Annotated in this window: 24 protein-coding genes; 14 read left to right on the forward strand and 10 right to left on the reverse strand. The window is 68.5% G+C overall.

What is annotated here, in order from left to right:
* Positions 1 to 45: 45 nt before the first annotated feature.
* The 3 genes from JX001_RS04315 to JX001_RS04325 all read left to right on the forward strand — a co-directional run bounded on the left by JX001_RS04315 (position 46) and on the right by JX001_RS04325 (position 2,054).
* A complete protein-coding gene (locus JX001_RS04315; protein WP_205682437.1) occupies positions 46 to 696 on the forward strand; it encodes a DNA-3-methyladenine glycosylase family protein in 651 nt (216 codons plus the stop codon).
* Positions 693 to 1,352, forward strand: coding sequence for a trimeric intracellular cation channel family protein (locus JX001_RS04320; protein WP_205682438.1), 660 nt, complete (start codon positions 693 to 695; stop codon positions 1,350 to 1,352). Before JX001_RS04315 ends, JX001_RS04320 begins: the two co-directional genes overlap by 4 nt.
* Positions 1,353 to 1,493: 141 nt before the next feature.
* Complete coding sequence (locus JX001_RS04325) at positions 1,494 to 2,054, forward strand: HNH endonuclease (protein WP_205682439.1); 561 nt, start codon at positions 1,494 to 1,496, stop codon at positions 2,052 to 2,054.
* Between the two features lie 122 nt (positions 2,055 to 2,176).
* On the opposite strand, the gene JX001_RS04330 is transcribed toward JX001_RS04325, so the two are convergent.
* The 3 genes from JX001_RS04330 to JX001_RS04340 form a co-directional block, all read right to left on the reverse strand.
* A complete protein-coding gene (locus tag JX001_RS04330; RefSeq protein ID WP_241004751.1) occupies positions 2,177 to 2,638 on the reverse strand; it encodes a hypothetical protein in 462 nt (153 codons plus the stop codon).
* Between the two features lie 93 nt (positions 2,639 to 2,731).
* Positions 2,732 to 3,484 carry a ligase-associated DNA damage response endonuclease PdeM gene (gene pdeM, locus JX001_RS04335; RefSeq protein WP_205682440.1) on the reverse strand — a complete coding sequence of 251 codons (753 nt, stop codon included), beginning with the start codon at positions 3,482 to 3,484 and terminating at the stop codon, positions 2,732 to 2,734.
* Entirely contained in the window at positions 3,481 to 6,084 is a 2,604-nt protein-coding gene (locus tag JX001_RS04340; protein ID WP_205682441.1) for a ligase-associated DNA damage response DEXH box helicase, read from the reverse strand. Before JX001_RS04340 ends, pdeM begins: the two co-directional genes overlap by 4 nt.
* 291 nt (positions 6,085 to 6,375) lie before the next feature.
* Here JX001_RS04340 and JX001_RS04345 point away from each other — a divergent pair, with 291 nt between their 5' ends.
* The 6 genes from JX001_RS04345 to hisC are packed head-to-tail and all read left to right on the forward strand — an operon-like array spanning position 6,376 to position 13,541.
* Positions 6,376 to 7,251, forward strand: a complete 876-nt coding sequence (locus JX001_RS04345) for an FkbM family methyltransferase (RefSeq protein WP_205682442.1) — start codon at positions 6,376 to 6,378, stop codon at positions 7,249 to 7,251.
* 55 nt (positions 7,252 to 7,306) lie between these two features.
* Positions 7,307 to 10,162, forward strand: coding sequence for an ATP-dependent DNA helicase (locus JX001_RS04350; RefSeq protein WP_205682443.1), 2,856 nt, complete (start codon positions 7,307 to 7,309; stop codon positions 10,160 to 10,162).
* A 1-nt stretch (position 10,163) separates the two neighbouring features.
* The gene (gene ybaK / locus JX001_RS04355; protein ID WP_205682444.1) at positions 10,164 to 10,637 is read left to right on the forward strand and encodes a Cys-tRNA(Pro) deacylase; all 474 of its coding nucleotides are present in this window, start codon (positions 10,164 to 10,166) and stop codon (positions 10,635 to 10,637) included.
* A gap of 32 nt (positions 10,638 to 10,669) precedes the next feature.
* Complete coding sequence (locus JX001_RS04360) at positions 10,670 to 11,728, forward strand: DUF2125 domain-containing protein (protein ID WP_205682445.1); 1,059 nt, start codon at positions 10,670 to 10,672, stop codon at positions 11,726 to 11,728.
* Positions 11,728 to 12,414: a hypothetical protein gene (locus JX001_RS04365; RefSeq protein ID WP_205682446.1), complete on the forward strand. Its 687-nt coding sequence runs from the start codon at positions 11,728 to 11,730 to the stop codon at positions 12,412 to 12,414. The genes JX001_RS04360 and JX001_RS04365 overlap by 1 nt, the downstream gene beginning before the upstream one ends.
* A gap of 14 nt (positions 12,415 to 12,428) precedes the next feature.
* Entirely contained in the window at positions 12,429 to 13,541 is a 1,113-nt protein-coding gene (gene hisC / locus JX001_RS04370) for a histidinol-phosphate transaminase (protein ID WP_205682447.1), read from the forward strand.
* Positions 13,542 to 13,587: 46 nt separating this feature from the next.
* Here the strand turns inward: hisC and JX001_RS04375 are convergent, their stop codons facing one another.
* From JX001_RS04375 to JX001_RS04395, 5 genes are read right to left on the reverse strand one after another with little or no spacing between them, the layout of a single operon-like run.
* Positions 13,588 to 14,367: a MipA/OmpV family protein gene (locus JX001_RS04375; RefSeq protein ID WP_205682448.1), complete on the reverse strand. Its 780-nt coding sequence runs from the start codon at positions 14,365 to 14,367 to the stop codon at positions 13,588 to 13,590.
* Between the two features lie 36 nt (positions 14,368 to 14,403).
* Positions 14,404 to 15,141: a lysophospholipid acyltransferase family protein gene (locus tag JX001_RS04380; protein ID WP_017506412.1), complete on the reverse strand. Its 738-nt coding sequence runs from the start codon at positions 15,139 to 15,141 to the stop codon at positions 14,404 to 14,406.
* A complete protein-coding gene (locus JX001_RS04385; protein ID WP_205682449.1) occupies positions 15,142 to 15,786 on the reverse strand; it encodes a YdcF family protein in 645 nt (214 codons plus the stop codon). It abuts the gene before it with no gap.
* Positions 15,783 to 16,697: a cell division protein FtsX gene (locus JX001_RS04390; RefSeq protein WP_205682450.1), complete on the reverse strand. Its 915-nt coding sequence runs from the start codon at positions 16,695 to 16,697 to the stop codon at positions 15,783 to 15,785. The genes JX001_RS04385 and JX001_RS04390 overlap by 4 nt, the downstream gene beginning before the upstream one ends.
* The gene (locus JX001_RS04395; RefSeq protein WP_241004752.1) at positions 16,694 to 17,374 is read right to left on the reverse strand and encodes a cell division ATP-binding protein FtsE; all 681 of its coding nucleotides are present in this window, start codon (positions 17,372 to 17,374) and stop codon (positions 16,694 to 16,696) included. Before JX001_RS04395 ends, JX001_RS04390 begins: the two co-directional genes overlap by 4 nt.
* A gap of 101 nt (positions 17,375 to 17,475) precedes the next feature.
* On the opposite strand from JX001_RS04395, the gene JX001_RS04400 reads away from it, so the two are divergent.
* From JX001_RS04400 to JX001_RS04420, 5 genes are all read left to right on the forward strand, one after another.
* Positions 17,476 to 18,414, forward strand: a complete 939-nt coding sequence (locus tag JX001_RS04400) for an MJ0042-type zinc finger domain-containing protein (protein WP_205682452.1) — start codon at positions 17,476 to 17,478, stop codon at positions 18,412 to 18,414.
* Positions 18,407 to 18,940 (forward strand): phosphoribosyltransferase, encoded by a 534-nt coding sequence (locus tag JX001_RS04405; RefSeq protein WP_205682453.1) that lies wholly within the window; start codon positions 18,407 to 18,409, stop codon positions 18,938 to 18,940. The genes JX001_RS04400 and JX001_RS04405 overlap by 8 nt, the downstream gene beginning before the upstream one ends.
* Before the next feature lie 158 nt (positions 18,941 to 19,098).
* The gene (rplU, locus tag JX001_RS04410) at positions 19,099 to 19,653 is read left to right on the forward strand and encodes a 50S ribosomal protein L21 (protein ID WP_017506418.1); all 555 of its coding nucleotides are present in this window, start codon (positions 19,099 to 19,101) and stop codon (positions 19,651 to 19,653) included.
* A 99-nt stretch (positions 19,654 to 19,752) separates the two neighbouring features.
* Entirely contained in the window at positions 19,753 to 20,040 is a 288-nt protein-coding gene (rpmA, locus tag JX001_RS04415) for a 50S ribosomal protein L27 (protein ID WP_026108603.1), read from the forward strand.
* Positions 20,041 to 20,207: 167 nt separating this feature from the next.
* Positions 20,208 to 20,741, forward strand: a complete 534-nt coding sequence (locus JX001_RS04420; RefSeq protein WP_045810625.1) for a GNAT family N-acetyltransferase — start codon at positions 20,208 to 20,210, stop codon at positions 20,739 to 20,741.
* A 16-nt stretch (positions 20,742 to 20,757) separates the two neighbouring features.
* Here the strand turns inward: JX001_RS04420 and JX001_RS04425 are convergent, their stop codons facing one another.
* Positions 20,758 to 20,955, reverse strand: coding sequence for a hypothetical protein (locus tag JX001_RS04425; protein WP_205682454.1), 198 nt, complete (start codon positions 20,953 to 20,955; stop codon positions 20,758 to 20,760).
* A gap of 115 nt (positions 20,956 to 21,070) precedes the next feature.
* Positions 21,071 to 21,586 carry a hypothetical protein gene (locus tag JX001_RS04430; RefSeq protein ID WP_017506422.1) on the reverse strand — a complete coding sequence of 172 codons (516 nt, stop codon included), beginning with the start codon at positions 21,584 to 21,586 and terminating at the stop codon, positions 21,071 to 21,073.
* Positions 21,587 to 21,661: the final 75 nt, after the last annotated feature.

Here is a 21,661-nt window from a genome sequence, read left to right on the forward strand (position 1 = left end):
GCCCCCGCTCTTTCCGACAAGCGCGACGGGCCGTAAGCATGGCGCATGCCGTTCGCACCCACGCCCGATGACATCGCCGCCGCGCGCCAGGCGCTGGTCGCCGCCGATCCGGCGCTCGTTCGCGTGGACGCCCAGACGCCGCCGCTGGAATGGCGGTTGAGAGTGGGCGGGTTCGAAGGCTTGTTCCGCATGATCGTGGAGCAGCAGGTGTCGGTGGCCTCGGCCGCTTCAGTCTGGGCGCGGCTGCGCGACGGCATGGGCGGCATCACGCCCGAGCTGTTGCTGGCGCACGATCTGGATCAACTGCGCGGCATGGGCCTGTCGCGACAGAAGGCGACATATGGTCAGGGGATCGCGCGGGCGCAGATCGCGGGCGAGATCGATCTGGAGCATCTGGCCAACCTGGATGACGAGGCGGCGATCGCCTCCCTGACGGCGCTGAAGGGCGTGGGCCTGTGGACGGCCGAGGCCTATCTGATGATGTGCGAGGGGCGGCTGGATGTCTTTCCCGGCGGCGACGTGGCCCTGCAGGAGGCGATCCGCTGGGCGGACGGCGCAGAGGTGCGGCCCGATCAGAAGGGCGCCTATGCCCGCGCCGAGATCTGGCGGCCCTATCGTGCGGTCGCCACCCACCTGCTGTGGGCCTGGTACACGGGCGTGAAGCGCGGCGAGATCGCGCTGGATGCGCCGGCATGACCCCACTCGATCCCGCTTTGACCGAACCGTTGCGCAATCCGCAGACCGTGCTGACCGCGCTGGATTTCGCCGGCGTGGCGGTTTTCGCCGCCACCGGCGCCCTGGCCGCCGCGCGCGAGAAGCACGATGTCGTCACCTTCGCCTTCTTCGGCGCCATCACCGGCGTGGGCGGCGGCACGCTGCGCGACCTGCTGCTGGGCCTGCCCGTTTTTTGGGTGCAGGACTGGCGCTATCTGGCGGTCTGCCTGTTCGCTTCGACGGCCCTGTGGCTGGTGGGGCAGCGCGACTGGCGGTTCCGCGCCCTGCTGTGGTTGGATGCGGTGGGGCTTGCGGCCTATGGCGTCATGGGGGCGGCCAAGGCCGAGGCGGCCGCCGCGCCGGCCCTGATCTGCATCGTCATGGGTACGCTGACGGCCTGTTTCGGCGGGGTGGTGCGCGACACCCTGGCGGGTCAGCCGTCGATCCTGCTGCGGCGAGAGATCAACGTCACGGCCGCGATCCTGGCGGCGACGGTCTATATGGTGCTGCGGGCGCCGGGCGTCGGCGTCTGGCCCGCCGCCATCGTCGCGGCGCTGTCGGGCTTCCTGCTGCGCGCGGCCGCCCTGCGCTGGGGCTGGACCCTGCCGGGGTTCCCGACCCACGCGCGCCGGGTCTGAGGCAGGACGTCACGAAAACGCTGCACACTGGTCATGGCGATGAGCGGGAATCAGGGGTAGGCTGATGTCACAAGACTAGGGAAGGAGACGTGTCCTCACCTCTGTCGCCTCAAAATCCCCCCGTCCGCGCGGGAGGGCCTGATGCAGGTTCTCCATCGACCGCCCTCCGGTTTTCCCGCGTTGGTGCTGAACGCCGACTTCCGGCCGCTGTCGTACTATCCGCTGTCGCTGTGGCCGTGGGAGGAGGCGGTCAAGGCGGTCTATCAGGACCGCGTGGACGTGGTGTCCCTGTATGACAAGGTCGTCCGCTCCCCGTCGATGGAGATGCAGCTTCCCAGCGTGATTGCGCTGCGCAGCTATGTGGATCAGGACCGCAGCCCCGCCTTCACCCGCTTCAACGTCTTTCTGCGCGACGGCTTCGCCTGTCAGTACTGCGGTCATTCGGCTGAATTGACCTTCGACCACGTCATCCCGCGCTCACAGGGCGGACGCACGACCTGGGACAATATCGTCGCGGCCTGCAGCCCCTGCAATCTGGCCAAGGGCGGGCGAACGCCGCGCCAGGCCATGATGCCGATCCGCCGCGAACCCTATCGCCCCAACGCCTGGCAGCTTCAGGACGCCGGCCGACGCTTCCCGCCGCACTATCTGCACCAGAGCTGGCTGGACTACCTTTATTGGGACATTGAGCTGGAACCCTAGAGCGAAATCGGTTGAGTTGGACCCAGTCCGACTCGGCTCAGATTTCGCTCCTGCGTGAATCTGGAGCCTGATTCACGGCACCGGCGGAATCGCGAAGCGATTCCTCCTCAGCCGATCAGGCTCTAGGGGCGCAGGACGGCGACGCCCGGGCGGCTGGTTTCGACGCGGCGACGGCGCAGGCGGCGATCCAGACGGTCGATCTCGGTCAGGGTCATATCGGGGTAGCGGCGGAAGGCTTGGCGCAACTGTTCGATCCGGCCGGGCGCCCAGGCGGCGGCGACGCCGGCCGCGCCCGCCAGGAAATCGATGACGGAGACGCTGCGGCCGGTCAGGGCCTGAAGCAGTTCCGCCCCGAAGGCGGTGGCGATGACATACAGGGCCAGGTCGTCGCGGCGCTGGTTCGGCGCGATCAGGAACAGGCCGCTTGCCACGCCATAGAAGGCGATGACGTGGGCGGCCTTGTCGTTCAGGCCGAAGACTTGCTCCAGGCCCTGAAATGGGCCCAGCATCAGGACCGCCATGCCCAAGGCCGCCAGAGCGAAGCCGAGACGGGCGGCCATGACGATGCGGCGGGGGGTAAGCATGAGGCGGGTGTCCGTGACCTTGATCCGCCGTCATCCTGCATCGCCCTCCGCCAAGATGCGGTGAAGCGACGTGCTGAACGCTTTACGAACAGGCTATCGCAGGATCGCCCAATCCAGGGCGTGAACCCGGTCGCGTCCCAGGGCGGCGGCCAGCGGCGGGGCCGCAAACAGGTCGGCGATGGCGGGGTCGAGCACGTTCAGCCCGCCGGTGAAGGCGCCGAAGGCCGGCAGGACGATGCGCGATCCGTCCGTGACGAAGCAAGGGCGACGCACGCCGCGCCCATAGGCGGCGACCTTGGCGGCGGGGTGAAGGTGGCCCGCGACCTCGCCACGCCGGTCGTCGTCGGCGGTCAGCGCCTCCGGCTCGTGGGTCAGACGCAGCGCGCCCAAGGCCATATCGCCGACGATCCGGCCGGGCAGGCGGGACGCCGTGTCCGCATCGAGAGCGAGCGCCTCGCTGTCGTGATTGCCCTCCAGCCACAGCCAGTCGCGCCCCGCCGCCAGCCGATCCAGACGCGCCCGGTCGTCGGCCGCCATACGGGGAATGGCCTTGGTGTCATGGAAGCTGTCGCCCAGCAGCACGACCATGGCCGGGTTCAGTTCGACGATCTCGGCTTCCAGCCTGTCCAGCGTGGCGCGGCTGTCATAGGGCGGCAGAAGTTGGCCGCGCACGGCGAAGGCCGAGCCCTTTTCCAAATGTAGGTCCGCGACGATCAGGGCGCTGTGGGCCGGAACCCACATCGCTCCGGAACAGCGCAGCACACAGGCCTCGCCCGCGATCCGCACGCTCAGCGAACCGCAAATCTTGCGGGCCGGGGACAGGGTCTGGCGAAGGGCGGCGTTCATGCGGCGGCCCCCGACTGGCTGGGCGGCTCGGCGTCGTCCATGACTTCGGCGATCAACAGGTCGGCGCTTTCGTCCAGAATCATTTCGGCGGCGTCTCCGCTGACCCGCTCGCGTCCGATCTGGACCAGAACGGGCACGCAGAAGGGCGAGGCGCGGTTCAGGGGTTGGTGGCGGATGCGTCCCTCGATGCGCGTCAGCATCTGGCCCAGGCGCGCGACGTCCAGCAGGCCGGAAGCGGCGTCGGCGCGGGCGGTCTTGAGCAGCAGATGGTCAGGTTGGTGGCGGCGCAGCACGTCGTAGATCAGGTCGGTGGAGAAGGTCACCTGCCGGCCGGTCTTTTCGGCGCCGGGCTGGCGGCGTTCGATCAAACCCGAGATCAGGGCGCAATTGCGGAAGGATCGCTTCATCATGAAGCTTTCCTCCAGCCAGGCTTCCAGATCGTCGCCCAGCATGTCCGGCTGGAACAGGGCGTCCAGATCGATCGTGTCCATCGGCTTGATCGACCATATCGCCAGCGAATAGTCGGTCACAACGAACCCCAGCGGCCCGACGCCCATCCGGTCCAGCCGCCGGGTCAGCAGCATGCACAGGGTGGTGTGGGCCAGATTCCCCTCGAACGGATAGGCCACCAGGAAATGCCGGCTCCCGCGCGGAAAGGTTTCGACCAGCATGGATTCGGCGTCGGGAATGACCGAGCGGGTTTCCTGCAACTCTAGCCATTCCTGCACGTCGGGCGGCAGGACGCGCCAGTGGTCGCGGTCGTGGATCATGGTGCGCACCCGGTCGGCCAGCGACGTGGATAGCGGGAACTTCGACCCGCCCCACGACGGAATCTTGGGGTCGCTGTCATTGGCGTGGGTGACCAGGGCGTCGGTCCCGGTGATGCCCTGAAACGCCCAGGTCTGGCCGGCGAACTGGAAGGTGTCGCCGGGCGTCAGCTGTTCGAAATACCACTCCTCGGCCTCGCCCACCTTGCGGCCGCCGATCAGCTGGCGCGAGGCGCCGCCGCGACGGCTGGCGACGCGGACATTCAGCGTTCCGGCCGAGACGATGGCGCCGACGTTCATGCGGTGCCGCTGGTCGATATGCTGGTTGCGGACCTTCCAGCGGCCGTCTTGCGTGCGCACGATGCGCGCGAACCGGTCGTAGGTGCGAAGCGCATAGCCGCCGGTGGCGACGAAATCGACCACCTCCTCGAATTGCTCCCAGGTCAGGGCGCGATAGGGGCCGCAGCCGGTGATCTCGTCATACAGGACCTGCATGTCGAACGGCTCGGAACAGGCGACCCCCATGACGTGCTGGGCCAGGGTGTCCAGCGTGCCGATATGGACCGGCTCCCAGTCGAAGGCGTTGTCGGCGACGGCCTCGCGCGCCGCCTGACACTCCAGCATCTCGAACCGGCTGGCGGGCACCAGAAGGGCGCGCGACGGCTCGTCCAGCCGGTGATTGGCGCGGCCGATCCTCTGGACCAGGCGGCTGGAGCCCTTGGGCGCCGCCATCTGGATGACCAGATCCACGTCGCCCCAGTCGATGCCCAGATCCAGCGTCGAGGTGCAGACCACGGCCCTGAGGTCGCCGCGCGCCATGGCCGCCTCGATCTTGCGCCGCTGCTCGGCCGCCAGCGAGCCATGGTGCAGGCCGATGGGCAGGTTCTCGTCGTTGATGGCCCACAGCTGTTGGAACACAAACTCCGACTGCCAGCGGGTGTTGACGAAGATCAGCGCCAGGGTCGAACGCTGGATGGCGGCGTAGACCTCCGGAATGGCATGCTGGCCCGTGTGGCCCGCCCACGGCACCTTGCCCTCGGAGATCAGCACGTCGATGACCGCCGGCGCGCCGGGGTCGCCGCGGACGAGGGTCACCGCGTCAAGAGCCCCTCCACCGCCTTCGGCGGTCCCCCTCCCCATGGCATGGGGAGGAGACAGGTCGGCCAGCGTCTCCTCCCCGCTTTGCGGGGAGGGGCTCTTCACCTCCGCATCGCCCGGCGCCAACCACCCCCGGATCAGATCGGGATCCTCGATGGTCGCGCTCAGCCCCACCCGGCGCATGTCGGGTGCAAAACTTTGCAATCGTCCCAGACCCAGAGACAGCAGGTCCCCGCGCTTGCCGCTCCAGATCGCGTGAACCTCGTCCAGCACCACGCATTTCAGATCGGCGAAATAGGACCGGGCGCCTTCCCAGGCGCAGAACAGGGCCAACTGCTCAGGCGTGGTCAGCAGGATGTCGGGCGGGAAGTCGCGCTGTCGCTGGCGTTTGGACTGTTTGGTGTCGCCGGTGCGCGTCTCGACGTGGATATTCAGCCCGATCTCGCGGATCGGGGTCATCAGATTGCGTTCGACGTCCGTCGTCAGCGCCTTCAGCGGCGACAGATAAAGCGTATGCACCCCCGACCCCGGCCCGGTCGCCGGCTTCGGTCCGCGCTCGGCCAGGTCGATCAGGCTGGGTAGAAACCCGGCCAGCGTCTTGCCCCCGCCGGTGGGCGCGACCAGCAGGGCGTGGCTGCCGGCCTCCCCCGCCGCGACCATCTCCAGCTGATGCCGCCGGGGCGACCAGCCGCGCGACGCGAACCAGTCGCCGAACAGGGGTGGAAGGCTCGTCACTATGAACGAGCGCCTACGCAGGCTTCATTGTTCCATGATGCTCCCCAATCCAAACAGGCGTCCGCAGCTGGCAAAGGGTCAATGTTGCACCGAGTCGTCCCACCTAAGAGAGGCAGGAGGCCTGCGGCGACCGCCATCAGACCCCATAGGCCTCTCGCTGTCAGTAGTTTTATCCTTACAGCCATGCCCCACAAATAGCGCCGCACAGCGTCATTTGCTATATGTTCCTGTTTTGTTTCTCTTTGGTGTGAGGGCTTGGGTGAATGCCGACTTCCTCGGTAAGGTGGACGCATGAAACCCATTTCCAAGATGCTAGCGCGGCGAACGCGTGCTTGGCGCGAAGCAGCATTGCGCATCGTCAGACGGACGCCTGTGCGAGAACGTGGCGCGCGCCCATACTTTTATCTCGGCCCCGATCTTGCCCTGACACAGCTCGAGAGTGGGCAAGCTCTCTATGTTGATCCTCAGGATGATGAGATCAGTGCCCGGATCATCCTGCGTGGGTACTGGGAATATTGGACTACCCAGGCGGTCTTGTCCCTGCTGAAGCCGGGGGATCGGGTTCTCGAGGTGGGCGCCAACCTTGGCTACTATACTGTCCTGATGGCCCAGCGCGTTGGGCCGGCTGGTCATGTCACGGCTCTGGAAGCCAATCCGCGTCTGGCGGCGCTCGCCGGCCGGTCGTTGAAGCTCAACGATTTGAAACAGGCCATCGTTCTGAACCGGGCAGCGCTGGATCAACCAGGCGAAGTGTCGTTCGTGACGTCCCGCAAGAACTCAGGCAGCGGGCATGTCGAGGTCTTGCCGGTGGCCCCCTTTGAGGATGCTGCGGTAATCCAGGTAGAGGCGGTTCGGCTGGACGATTTGGGCTGGGATGCGGTCGACTTCATTCGCGTGGACGCCGAAGGCTGTGAGCCGCAGGTACTGAGAGGCGCGACCGGCATTCTGGAACGCAATCCCGATATCGTGGTCATTATGGAATGGAGTGTGATCCAGATGGAGTCGAGAACCTCCGTGCCGGGCTTCATCGCGTGGCTGCAGGATATGGGCTTTCGCTTCTGGATCGTCGGCAAGGACGCGCGGCTGATCCCGGTGGCGACAGAGGCCCTGGCGGGGTTGGCGCACACGGACATCGTGGCGTCTCGCCGCGCCCTGACGCAAAGATGAAGTCCGATCGGATGTTCCCGTTCCGTTTCAGCCCCAGGCTCGCTATCTATCGGACGTGTCCGACGAATCCGTCATTTCCGAAACCCGCCTGACCGGCGCCCAGCCGTGGGTGGACTTGCCGCCGGCGCTCGCCACGCCGCCGGGCGCGGGGGCGGTGTGCGACGAGGCGGGGGCGAGGAAGATCGGGCGGGGGGCGGCCGAGGTGTTCTTCAGCACCGGGCCGGTGATGGTGGCGCATGCGTCGCTGACGGCGCGCCGGCTGGGGCTGACGCCACCGCCGCGATCGGCTGATCTGATGGATGTGCTGGAGCTTTACGCCTTCGTCCGGCCGGCGCGCTTCTGTGCGCCGTCGCCGACGGGGTTGGCGCTTTCTATGGGGTCGGCCGAGCCGAAGTCGGCGGAGGAACAGGCGGCGGCCCTGCGTGAGGCGGCGGGGCTGCTGCTGCGCGAACTGGCCGATCCGGCCTATCCGGAGCGCGAGGCGGCCTATGTCCTGGCGCTGACGATGCAGCGGGCGGGCTGGGCCTGGGGCGAGCGGGTGGTTCAGGCGCTGGAGGCCGGCGGCGTACGGGCGCGCCAGCATCGCGGGTCGGGGATGGATGTCTGGTCGCGGCTGACCGAATGGGAAGACGAGGCGCCGCGCGGCGAGGCGGGATCGACGCCGGTCGACAGCGAGAGCGCGCGCATCCGGCTGGAGAAGCTGCTTCAGGCCTCGGGCCTGGACGAGACGCGGCCGACCCAATCGGACTATGCCGCCGAAGCCGCCTTCGCCTTTTCGCCAAGGAATGAAGAGGGTCGGCCCCGCATGCTGCTGGCCGAGGCGGGGACCGGCACGGGCAAAACCCTGGGCTATCTGGCGCCCGCCTCCCTATGGGCCGAGCGGAACCAGGGAGCGGCCTGGATCTCGACCTATACCCGCGCGCTGCAACGCCAGATCGACCGTGAAAGCCATTCGCTGTGGCCCGATCCGGCCGAGCGCAAGAAGAAGGCGGTGATCCGCAAGGGGCGCGAGAACTATCTGTGCGTCCTTAATCTGCAGGACATGGTGCAGGCGGCTCAGCTGGGGAATGGCGACCTGATCGGCCTGGCGCTGGCCGGGCGTTGGGCGCTGCATACGCGCGACGGCGACATGACGGGCGGGGACTTTCCTGGCTGGCTGCCCGGCCTGTTCGCCATGCCGGCGGCCCATGCGGCGGGAGCGGCCAATCTGGTGGATCGGCGCGGCGAGTGCGTCCATGCCGCCTGTCCCCACTACCGCACCTGTTTTGTCGAAAAGACGATCCGCGCCAGCCGACGTGCGGATCTGGTCATCGCCAACCACGCCCTCGTTTTGACCCAGGCGGCGTTCGATGGCGCACGCTCCGCGCGGGGCCAGAAGTCGGACGGTGAGACGGCTGCGCTGAAGCGGATCGTCTTCGACGAGGGGCACCACCTGTTCGACGCCGCCGACAGCGCCTTTTCCGCCTGCTTGTCGGGCCAGGAGGCGGCCGAGCTGCGCCGCTGGATCCGGGGGCCGGAGGGGCGGGGGCGTCGCGGTCGCGGGTTGGAGCAGCGACTGGGCGACATGGTCAACGACAATGAGGCGGCGATGAAGGCGCTGCAGGACGCCATCCGCGCCTCAGCCGCCCTGCCGGGCGAAGGCGTGTCGGGCCGCGTCGCGCCAGCCTCGGGCGAGGTCAACCCCATCGGCCCGATCGAAGCCTTTCTGGCCGCCGCCCTGGACCAGCTGCGCGCCCGCACAGCGGAGACCAATACGTACGGCGGTCCCGAGTTCGGCATGGAGTGCGCGCTGAAGCCGGTGACCGATCCGGTCGCCGAGACGGCGCGTGCGGCGGCCCAGGCCCTGGCCGCCATCGAGGCGCCGTTGCTGGCCCTGTCGAGACATCTGGAAGACATTCTCGACGACGAGGCGGCCGAGCTGGACGGGTCGCAGCGGTCGCGCATCGAAGGGGCGCTGCGCGGGCTGGATCGGCGCGCGCGCATGACCTTGCCGGGATGGCGGTCGATGCTGGCGGCGCTGGAGGATGGGGGCGATCAGCCCGATCCTGATTTCGTCGATTGGCTGTCGGCCGAGACCGCGTTCGGCCGCATCCACGACGTGGCGCTGCGCCGCCACTGGATCGACCCGACGGTTCCGCTGGAGGCCGCCGTGATCGTGCCGTCGCACGGGGTGCTGGTGACCTCCGCCACCCTGTCCGATCCCTTGCAGGAAGACCCGTTTGACCTGGCGCGGATGCGGACCGGCTCGGCGCGTCTGATCGAACCGCCTCGCACCCTGAAGGTCGAAAGCCCGTTCGACTATGCGGCCAATAGCCGGGTCATCGTCGTCAACGATCTGGTCAAGGACGATCCGCGCCAAACGGCGGCGGCGATGCGCGAACTGTTCCTGGCGGCGGGCGGCGGGGGCTTAGGCCTGTTCACCGCCATTCGCCGGCTGAAGGCGGTCTATGAGCGGTTGGGGCCGGATCTGGCGAAGTCGGGCGTGCCGCTCTACGCCCAGCACGTCGATCCGCTGGAGGTCGGGGCGCTGGTGGACATGTTCCGGGTCGAGGAGAATTCCTGCCTTCTGGGCACTGACGCCGTGCGCGACGGGGTGGACGTGCCGGGACGTTCGCTGCGGGTGCTCGCTTTCGACCGTGTGCCGTGGCCGCGCCCGGACTTGCTGCACAAGGCGCGGCGCGAACGGCTGGGCGGCAAGGGTTATGACGATGCGCTGGCCCGCGCCCGCATCGCCCAGGCCTTCGGCCGGCTGATCCGGCGCGGCGACGACAAGGGGGTGTTTCTGATGCTGGACGCCGCAACCCCCACCCGCCTGTTCGCCAGCCTGCCGCCCGGGACCGAGGCCCAGCGCATGGGCCTGGCCGATGCGGTCGAACTGACCCGCAGTTTCCTGAACCCCGAGACGACGTAGGATGTCCAAGACCACGCCCGCCACCGTCGCCCTGACCAAGGCCGGCGTCGCCTTCGCTCTGTTTCCCTACGACTATGATCCCGATGCGCCGCGCGTGGGATTGCAGGCCGCCGAGGCGCTGGGCGTGGCGCCTGAGCAGGTGTTCAAGACGCTGATGGTCCTGGTCGACGGCGCTCCGGCTTGCGTCATCGTGCCGTCCGACTGCGAGGTCAGCATGAAGAAGCTGGCGGCGGTGCTGGGGGCTAAGTCGGCCCAGATGATGAAGCCGGCCGACGCCGAACGTCTGACCGGCTACAAGGTCGGCGGGGTCAGCCCGTTCGGCCAGCGAAAGGCCGTGCCCACTGCGATGGACGAAACCGCCATCCTGTTCGATCAGGTCCTGATCAACGGCGGTCAGCGGGGGCTGCTGCTGGGCCTGGCGCCGGAGGATGCGCGTCGCGCGGCGCAGGCGGTGCTGGCCGACCTGACCGCCTAGAAGCGCCAGGTGCGGCGCGCTATAGGTCCGGCATGACCGACGCCTCGACGACCAAGCGACACAGCCGCAAGGGCCTGTATGCGCCCTTCATCCTGGTGCTGATCGCGCTGGCGGCCTGGACCGGATGGTGGATATTCCTGACGCGCCAGATCGATACGCGGCTGGAGGCCCAGGTCCAGACCCTGCGTCAGGACGGCTGGGACATCCGCTTCGCCGACAAATCCATCAACGGCTGGCCGTTTCGCACCCATGTGGCCTTGACGAACCTGATCGTTCAGGCGCCGTCGGGCCATGCGATCAAGGCGATCGAACTGACCGCAGAGGCCAACGCCTATCAGCCGACCAAATGGGTGGTGGTGGCCCCGCAAGGCCTGATGCTGACCCGCGCCGGAAAGGGTGAGGTCGCGGTCAAGGGCGACGCCATCCGCATGAGCGCCAGCGGCATCGATCAGCGCTGGCCCAATCTGGCGCTGGAGATGGTCAAGCCGGTCTTCACGGCCCAGACCGGCGCCGAACCCTTCCCCATCGCCCGCGCGGCGCGGATCGAATTCTACGCCCGGCCGCATCTGGAGGGCTCGACCGCGCCGACCGACGACGTCGATGTCATGTTTCGTCTGGTGGACGGGCAGGGGCGGGCGGACGGCCCCGTCGAAGGCTTCGCCCAGGACGGCCGCCTGACGACCCAGCTGGAGGCCGAGATCGGCCAGGCCAGCCTGCTTAAGACCGGCGGCGACGCGGCGGGCGTCTTCTCCGCCTGGACCAGGGCGGGCGGCACGTTCCGCAATGTGCGCGGCGATCTGCAGGCCGGCGACAGCCGCGCGACCCTTTCCAGCGACGTGTTGCGAGCCGATGCGAACGGGCGTCTGACCGGCCAGGTCCAGCTTCAGGCGCAAAAGCCTTTGCCCGCCCTCGCTGGTTTGATGGCGACGCGTCAGGGGCCGGTCAACCGGATCGGCGCGGCCGGGGCCGCCGCAGCGGCGGGCGCGGCCGAGGCGACCGGACAGGAGCAGCTGCCGCTGACGCTGGTTTTCCGCGACGGCCGAACCTGGCTCGGTCCCTTCCCGCTGGCCCCGGCGCCGAAGCTGTTCTGATGGCCCTGCTGGACGAACCCGAAGCCGACAACGCCTTGCTGGCGCTGGATCGCGCCCTGGTCGAGGCGGTGCGGGCGCGGGTCGCGGCCGGTCCGCGCGATCGGCCCGACGCCTCGGCCATCGCCCTGCGTCAACTGCTGTACGGCGCCTCGGCGGATGAGGCTGCGGCGGTCAAGGCGGTGTGGGGCCGGATCGAGGTGGCGACTGGACCCGCGCTGGTCGTGTGCGGCGGCGTGGCCCAGGCCCTGGCGACGGACCGCTACGGCCTTCGGTCGCGGCCCCTGTCCGCCGACGAGGCGTTGAAGGCGGCCGAGGCGGGCTCTCGCGCCGTGATCGACCTGTCGCCCGACCGGCCGTGGTGGGGCCGCCTGCTGGCGCGACCCGAACTGAAGATCGTCGCCGCCCTGCCGGACGACCGGCGCGGACGGCCCCAGGCCTTCGTGGTGTCCAAGGAGATGTCCGGCCCCACGGGCGACGACCGTAGCTTCTGGGTCACCGACAGCGGCTGGTCCGAGACCAAGATCGTGGACGCCCTGGGCGACGCGGGACTGGTCGCCGATCCGCTGGCGGCGGCGGGCGGGTTGAAGCTGTTCATGCTGACGGGCTATGTGCAGGTCGACGACGGGCGGCTGAAGGGCGCGCCCGGCCGAATGAGCGGCGTGATCGGCGCCGCCCCCATCTTCTGAGATCAAGGCTTTCCATGACCGACGCGACCCCAGGCCCCGTGACGCAGGGCCCTGCCCCCAAGCCCGGCATCCTCGACATCGCCCCCTATGTCGGCGGCAAGTCGTCCATCGCCGGCGTCGCCGAGCCGATGAAGCTGTCCTCCAACGAGAACATGCTGGGCGCGGGCGAAAAGGCGCGTGCGGCCTATGAGGCGGCGATCAAGAACATCCACATCTATCCCGACGGCCGGGCGACCAAGCTGCGGAATGCGGTGTCGGAACTGCATGGGCTGCAGCCCGAGCGACTGATCTTCGGCAATGGCTCGGACGAGGTCTTCGCCCTGTTGAACCAGACCTATCTGACGGCGGGCGACAACATCGTGTGCGGCCAGTACGGTTTCCTCGCCTACCGCATTAGCGCCTTGGGCTGCGAAGCCCAGGTCAAGCTGGCGCCCGAGCCGAACTTCAAGGCCGAGGTCGATGCGCTCCTGGCCCAGGTCGATGACCGCACCAAGATCGTCTATGTCTCCAATCCGTCGAACCCGACCGGCAGCTACAATACGGGCGAGGAAATCCGCCGCCTTCACGCCGCCTTGCCGGCCCATGTCATCTTGGTCGTGGACGAGGCCTATGCGGAATATGTGACCGAGGCCGACTGGGAGACCGCCTTCCCGCTGGCCAAGGACGCCGAGAACATCGTCGTCACCCGCACCTTCTCCAAGATCCACGGCCTGGGCGGTTTGCGCATCGGTTTCGGCTATGCGCCGCTGAAGGTCGCCGAGGCCATCGACCGCATTCGCCTGCCCTTCAACGTCTCGGTGCCGGGGCTTGAGGCCGCAACGGCGGCCCTGTCGGACGAAGCGCACCAGACGGCGTCGCGCGATCTGATCTCGAACTGGAAGCCGCGCCTGACCCAGGCCCTGCGCGGCTTTGGGCTGAACGTCCTGCCCAGCGCCGGCAACTTCGTGCTGGTGTTGTTCGACGGCGCCGAGCGCGCCGCCGCCGCCAACGACTATCTGAACAGCAAGGGCATCATCGTCCGCCCGGTCGGCGGCTATGGCCTGCCCCAAGCCCTGCGCATCACCATCGGCACCGAAGACCAGAACCGCGCCGTCATCGACGCGCTGAGCGAGTTCGCGGCCACCTGATCAAAGGAAAAAAGCGGCGGCCGCATCCGCAGCCGCCGCCTTGCGATCAGCCGCCGAAGCGACGGGCGATGAAGACGCCGGTGCGGACGGCGTCGTCGCTTTGCGACAGGGGGCTATCGGCCACGTCGCCCAAGCGGCGTTCGTAGTTGAGCAAGGCCCCGGCGCCCCATTTGTCGCCGACCGGGACCAGCAGGACCAGACTGGCGCCCGCACCCTGAAGCCCGCCGCCGGGGGAATAGGCGCTGATGCCGTTGGCGGCCGCCTCGGCGCTGCTGACGCCATAGTAGGCGTCGGCCAATTTGGAATCGCCGCCACGCACATAGGCCGAGGCGTTCAGCAGGCCGACGGACGTCACGCGCTGATGGCCGATCGAGGCGTAGTATTCCGTGCCCTCGCTGACGTCGGACACGTCGCGGCTGATCCGACCGCCGACCACCACATTGCCGGGCAGACGCTTGTAGGCGTAGGCGGCCAGGTCGGCGCCGAAGCCCGGACGATCCAGCGTCAGGCCCTCGATATCATCGGCCGAGAAGCGCGGCCGCAGTTGCAGGCCGGCGCGGAAGTCGTCGGTCTTGATTGCGTTCCAGCCCAGGCCGTCGATCGGGTTCAGATAGACCAGGTCGCAATAGTTGGCCGAAACCCACGGGGCGACCGTCGTCTTGGAGCCCGTGTCGCCGTTGGAGTCGTTGCGATAAAGGACGCCCGCGCCGAGATCGACGGTCCAGTTCTGGGGGGCGGGCCTGATCTGCTCATACGGTTGCGACTGGGCCAAGGCGGAGCCGGCGACGGCGGCGAAGGCGACGGAGAGCAGAAGGGAACGAAGCATCGGACGATTTCCATTGAACGCGCCCGAGCGGGGAGGTCAGGCCGGTTCAGAATGCGCAAGCTGGGCCTTTGGCTCCAGCAGCGCCAACGACGCCGTCTCTATGCGACTTTCCAGCAACGCCATCATGGCGCCGCGCTTCAGCTGGGCTGGAATCGGCTCAAGGAATTCGAAAACGACCGTGCCGGGATAGCGGCGGAAGCCGTGGGCCGGCCAGTGGACGCCGGAGTTGGTGGCGACGGGCCAGCAGGGGCCTTCCAGATCGCGATAGATGGCGGCGACGCCGGGCTTGTAGTCGCCCGGCACACCCGGATCGTTGCGCGTGCCCTCGGGGAAGATGACGATCTGGCGGCCTTCGGACAGGCGGTCGCGCGCCTGTCGCGTCATGTCCTTCAGCGCCTTGGCGTGGCCCGCGCGATCCACGGCGATCATCTTGGACTTCCAGGCGAACCAGCCGAAGAAGGGCAGGGGCATCAGCTCCTTCTTCATCACGAAACAGGCGTCGGGCAGGACGGCCAGCAGGGCCACGATGTCCAACATCCCCTGGTGTTTGGACGCGATCAGGGCGGCGCCCGACGGGGCGTGTTCCAGGCCGCGCACCTCGACCTTGACCCCCGCGATCCAGCGCAGGCCGAACAGGACGATCTTCGCCCACAGCTTGCACACGCCCTGCACATAGCGGTGCGGCGCCAGCAGGACCGGCGACAGGCCGATGGCGATGATCGGCATCGACAGATAGAGCCAGGCGGTGAAGATCAGGGAACGCAGTGTGTTCACTTAGAACGCGGCCTTTTCGTCAGGGGCGGTTTCGCTCTCGGCCGGTACGGCGGCGGGCCGGTCGCGGGTGATGCGGCGCACGCCCTCACGGCCCAGGACGGCGAGGTATTTCATATATTCCAGCGTCATCCGACGCGCGGTCACCGCCGCCCGCCACCAGCGCGCATTGTCCAGCGACGGGGTGGAGATGGCGTAGGGCGTCAGTTTCACGCCCGGCAGCTGGCCCCGGATTTCGACCAGCGAACGCGGCATATGATAGTCGGAGGTCACGACGATCAGGCTGCGATAGCCCTTGGCGCGGCTCCAGGCGGCGATCTCCTGGGCGTTGCCGACGGTGTCCTCGGCTTCGAAGCCCAGGTCGACGCAGCAGTTGAACAGGCGGCTGGAGCCGGGCGTCAGCTCGCGCAGCTCCTGACGGCGCACCTCGCGATTGACGCCGGAGATCAGCACCCGCTCGCCCTTGCCCTGTTCCAACAGGCGGATGGCGGTGTTGACCCGTTCGGACGACGGACCGGTCAGGGCCACGATGGCGTCGGCGCGGGCGGGGTCGTCGGCCGGCGTCAGTTCGCGCACCCGGTGGGCGAAGGCGAACAGGCCGACCAGCCAGATCAGACCGGCGATGAAGATGACGCTCAACAGTCTCATGCGCCCCATCCCTCTGTCGGCCGTCCTGAAGCCAGCATTCGCATGGCGGCGAATCTCGCCGCGAGAACCGCAACCGTAGCCGCGAGCAGCGGGCAAGGCGAGAGCAACGCCAGGTCGCTCCAGCTGATGGGCAGGGCCGCCGTCAGGCCGCCCGATCCGCCGATGAACCGCAGGAGGATCAGAAGGACCGCCGCCAGCCCGGCGCCGATCGCGCCCGCGCCAGCCGCCATCAGACCGAACCGTCGCTGGAACAGCCAGGCGATGGCGCCGTCTGTCGCGCCGTTCAGGCTAAGAGTTTCGATCACGCCACGACCGGCCGCCAGGCCCGCGCGGGTCGCATAGGCGATGGCGGCGGCCGCAGCGAAGGCGACGGCCAGGAAGGCGGCGCCGGCCAGGACCGTGATCATGCCGGCGGACCGCTCGACCTCACCGCGCCACAGGCTGTGATCGTCCACCGTGGCGTCCAGCCCGGCCTCGGCCAGGGCGCGGCTCAGGGTGACGGCGCTGGCCGGCGCCTCGGGGTTCAGCCGCACCGTCACCAGATGGGGCAGGGGCAGATCGGGCAGAACCGCGTCGCCCAGCCAGGGGCGCAGCAGATCCTCGGCCGCCTTGCGGCTCAGGGCAGCGGCCTCCTCCACCCCATCCACGCCGGACAGGGTCTCGGCCGCGCGGGCGGCGGCGGTGTCGCCGGTTTCGCCGACGCGGGGACGGACCTGCACGGTGGCCTCGGCGCCCAGCTGTCGGGCCCAGCCGTGCGCGGCGCGGTCGGCGGCCGAGGCGGCGACGGCGGCGAGACAGGCCAAAAAGCATAGGACCGCGATGACGGTCATCAGCCACGGCTCGCCGGCCGCGGCGGGCGGCAGCAGGCCGGGCCGGCGGCTGGAGAGACTAAAATCGGACAGACGGATCATGCGGCGACCCGCGAGGGTTCGCTGAGCCGTCCGGCCTCCAGCCTCAAGACGCGCGCGCCCGACCGCTGGGCCAGGGCCTCGTCATGGCTGGCGATCAGGACGGTGGCCCCAAGCTTGTTCAGCGACTGGAACAGCCGCAGCAGCTTGTCGGCCATCACGGCGTCCACGCTGCCGGTCGGTTCGTCGGCCACGATCAGGCCGGGGCGGGTGATGACGGCGCGGGCGATGGCCAGCCGCTGCTTCTCACCGCCGGACAGGGCGGGGGGACGGGCCTCCATCCGGCGACCCAGGCCGACCCATTTCAGCATCTCGCGCACGTCGTCGGCGTATTCGGCCTCGGATCCGCCCGCGAGACGTAATGGCAGGGCGACATTGTCGAAAGCCGACAGATGATCCAGCAGGCGGAAATCTTGAAACACCACGCCCATCCGCCGCCGAAAGGCCGGGATGTCGCGACGATCGATGCGCGTGACATCCGATCCGAACAGGCGGAGGGTTCCCGTTCGGGGTTGGTCCGCCAGCGTCAGCAGACGCAGCAGCGAAGACTTTCCGGCCCCGGACGGCCCGGTAAGAAAGTGGAAAGAGCCGCGCGGCAAAATGAGGTTAACGTCCCGCAGCACGTCGGGCGCGCCGACATAGCCGAAGCCGACGCCGGACAGGCGAACGGTCTCGGTCATAGCGGCGGGTTCGGCAGGCGAGGACGGCATGGTATGTGTTTCAGGAACAGGGCGCGGCGTCGCGCCTTACGGGAGGGGGCGACAGCCTCGCAGTCAGCCACATGATACTGACCTGCCCCGCCTGCGCCACCAGCTATTTCATTCGTGACGAAGCCGTAGGCCCCGAAGGCCGCAAGGTGCGCTGCCAATCGTGCGGCGAAGTCTGGCGCGCCACGCCCGACGAGCCGCTGGAACTGACCTTGGCGCCCGACCCGGCGGTCGCCGCCGCCGCCACGCCTGCAACCCCGCCCGAACCCGATCCCGCACCGACCGCCGCCAGCCTGGCCGAAACGCCGGCGCCGGAGTTGCCCCGGGCGTTCCGCGCTCGCGCCGATCGCCAGAAGAAGCTGCGCCGCGCCGCCACCCAGGGCGTGATCTGGGCGGGTCTGGCCAGCGTCTTCATCGGCCTGATCGTTTCGGCCTTCCTGTTCCGTGTCGAGATCGTTCAGGCCTTCCCCCGAGCCGCTTCGGCCTACAAATTCTTCGGCGCGCCGGTCAATCCGGTCGGGTTGGACTTCGAAGCCCTCACGGCCAAGGCTGCGCCGAACCATCCCGGCATGGTCGTGGTGTCCGGCGCCATCCGCAATGTGCGCGACGTAGAGATCGTCTCGCCGCCGATTCGCGTGGCGCTGCTGGACGCCGCCGGCGCCGAGGTCGGGTTCAAGATCGTAAAGATCGACGCGGCGCCGGTCCTGCCGGGCAAGGTCCAGGGCTTCGCCGCCCTGATCCCCGATCCGGGCGGCCACGGGGCCGGGATCGGCGTCGACTTCGCGCCGGCCAGCCCGGCGCCTGCCAAACCCCCAGCTGAACACGGCGGACATGATGCGAAGGCCGCGCCCGCGCACGCAGCGCAGCCCGCCGCCGAAACCTCGCAGGGGCTGCGCTCGGCGACGGCGCCCGGCGCCGAGGCGCCGAACACGGCCGCGCCGATCGACGCGCGGCCGGTCGGGGCTGTGGACAAGGGGCATGGTGAGGCGGTATCGGCCTCGCATCATGGCTGATCCCTCCCCGACGCCGACCGTTCTTCTGTCCGAGGCCGAGGTGGCGCGCATCGTCGCCGACCTGGCCCAGCGCATCGCGCCCGTCATCGACGACGACACGGTCGCCGCCGTGCTGCTGACCGGCGGCCTGTGGTTCGCGGCCGACCTGACCCGCGCCCTGTCGCGCGTTGGCCGCAACGTCCGTTTCGACGCCCTGTGGCTGGCGTCTTACGGCGACGACAAGACCAGCCGCGGCAAGATCGACGTCTATGCGCCGTTCCAGCGTCCGATCGCCGGACGAAAGGTGCTGATCCTGGACGACGTCTTCGACACCGGCCTGTCGCTGGCGGAAGCCGTGCGCATCGCCCGGGAGGCGGGAGCGTCCGAAGTGTTGACCTGCGTCTTCGCCAGGAAGCCGTGGCCCAAGCCCCGCGCGCCCGAGCCGGACTTCGTCGGCTGGGAGGCGCCGAACCGCTTCCTGGTCGGCTATGGCCTCGACAATGCGGGCGGTCTGCGGGGCTTGCCCGACATCTGCGCGTTGGACTGACATCGGGTTCGCGACAGCGGGGATAATCCGTCCGGGGCTGAATTTCCGCCCGGTTCGGCGTTGACTCTCCGACGCCCTTCCGTATATGTCGCCGCTCTTCGCCGCCGGGGCCCTCTCCGGGGGCGTATCTTTTTTTGCGTTTGCGCTGAGGCTTCAACATGTACGCGGTGATCAAGACCGGCGGCAAGCAGTACCGGGTCCAACCGGGCGACACCATCGTCGTCGAAAAGCTCGACGGCGACGCCGGCGCTGAGCTGAAGTTCGACAGCGTCCTGATGCTGGGCGGCGACAAGGGCGTGACCCTGGGCGCCCCCCTGATCGACGGCGCCTTCGTCGGCGCGACCCTGGTCGAGACCCGCAAGGGTGAGAAGATCAAGATCTTCAAGAAGACCCGTCGCCAAGGCTATCGCCGCACGAACGGCCATCGCCAGATGGAATCGGTCCTGCGCATCACCGGCATCGAAGGCGCCGGCGAGACCGCCAAGTGGGACGGCAAGGTCGATCTGACCACCAAGGCCGAGATCAACCTGCGCGCTCGCAACCTGGCCGCTCGTGACGCCACCTCCTCGCTGGGTTCGACCGAGACGGTCGTGACCGACGTGGACGGCGCCGAGGTCAAGGGCGTCGTGGTCGAGAGCTCGGCTCCCGCCAAGAAGGCCCCGGCCAAGAAGAAGGCTGCGCCCAAGGCTGAAGCCGCCGGCGACGAAGCCTAAGACATTCACCGGCGCTCACCGCGCCAGACCAGTTAAGAGAGACGTCCTCAAGTAGGCCGAAAGGCCGATAGGACCCTCAAGAAAGTACGGAGCGGCAAGATGGCTCACAAGAAATCCGGTGGTTCGTCGCGTAACGGTCGCGACTCCGAGTCGAAGCGCCTTGGCGTGAAGAAGTATGGCGGCGAGCGCGTGCTGGCCGGCAACATCATCGTGCGCCAACGCGGCACCACCTTCCACGCCGGTGAGAACATGGGCATGGGCCGCGACCACACCCTGTTCGCCCTGAAGAACGGCGCTGTGAAGTTCACCACCAAACGTGGCGGCCGTTGTTACGTGTCGATCCTCGCGGCCAATGACGACGCCGCTCAGGCGATGGCCGCCGAGTAACGCAGTCTGGACCTTCCCGGATCGCGTTGCTCCTGCCAGCAGCCGATCCGGACCAGGGATGATAATCCGCGGGGAGTCTGGATCACCAGGCTCCCCGTTTGCGTTTCCCCGCCTCGAAGACCGTCCGAGCCCTTCAAGGAGATGGTCGACAATCCGAGGCAACGCCCATGTGCGTCATCGAAACCTCTCCCGTCGTCGAGACCCGGCGCCTGATCCTGCGCGCGCCCGCGCCCCAGGATGCGCCGCGCATCGCCGCCCTGGCCAATGATCTGGACATCGCGCGCATGACCAAGCGGATGCCGCATCCGTTCCAGATGCGCGACGCCGACGACTTCGTGCTGCAGGTCGCTTCACAGGACCCCAGGCGGGCCAATACCTTCGTCATCGACCATGAGGACGTGGGGCCCATCGGCGTCATCGGCCTGTTCGAGGGCGAGGACCGGGTGCCGGAAACCGGCTACTGGATCGGGCGCGAATACTGGGGTCGGGGCTTCGCCACCGAGGCGCTGGACGCCGCCCTGGTCTGGGCCAGCCGCAAGTGGAAGCGCCGGGCGCTGGTCGCTGGCCATTTCGCCGACAATCCGGCCTCTGGCCGCGTGCTGGAAAAGGCGGGCTTCCTCTACACCGGCGAGACGCGCCGGGCGTGGAGCCGGGCGCGTCGGGCCGAGGCCGATACGCGCATGATGGTGTGGCTGGCCTGACGGCCAGCCCGCAATGTCAGCCGCCCGCTAGGGCGGGGCCATAGACGGCGGCGAGGGCGACGGCGCCCACCACCAGCATGGCGACCGCGCCGGCGATGAAGGTGGCGATGGTCTTGGACCGGCGACGCCGCATGCCGCCCGCCTTGTATTGGCGGATGATGACCGACGGCCCTCGCGTGAAGGCCTCGGATCCTATGATATTGTGTTGGGACAAGAAAAAAGCTCCCCGAACTCTCGCACAGAAGCAGCGATCAGTCCGGGGCGCTCGTGGTCAGAAGATGGCGATCCGCGTTACCGGGGTCGCATCTTCGTGAGAACGGGTCTGTGGGTCACAGGGTAACGGAGACGACCCGGCCGCCGCGCGTCTGCACCGACTGCATCAGCACCAGGGGCGCATCGCCCGAAGTGACCGGCACGATCAGGAACCAGCCGCCGTCGGGCAGGCCGTCGAAGCGGAAGCGGCTGTTCTCGCAGCGCGTGTCGCGGACATAAGTGCGATAGTCGGCGTTGGCGTCGGCGACGGTGCGGGCGCGGACGACAGCGGCGGGCACGGCCGCGCGCTGGGTCGAGCCGTACAGGGTGCGAAAGCGCGCGCGGGTGTAGGGGGTGTCCGGCGTCAGGCCGACATTGCCGACGCAATCGAAGGCCTTGCCGTCGCGAGCGAAGGCGATCTGGCCCTGAATGCTGTTGCGGCCCGGCATCTGGGACCAGCCGAAGTCGCGCTCGTTGAAGGCGGCCGGGGCGGCGTAGGGCAGACCGCCGCCGGTCGTGGGCGCACAGGCCGAAAGGGCGGCGGCGCCGAGCGCCAGGGCGAGGCCGGTCGCGGCGAGGGGACGGTTCGACATAGGGCTTCCTCCGGTGTTCGTTGCGGTCGCGCGGACGACCGAGGCCCACTATCGCACGACAGGCCGGGCGACTTC

Source organism: Brevundimonas fontaquae (assembly GCF_017086445.1).
In the GTDB taxonomy this organism is placed as follows: domain Bacteria; phylum Pseudomonadota; class Alphaproteobacteria; order Caulobacterales; family Caulobacteraceae; genus Brevundimonas; species Brevundimonas fontaquae.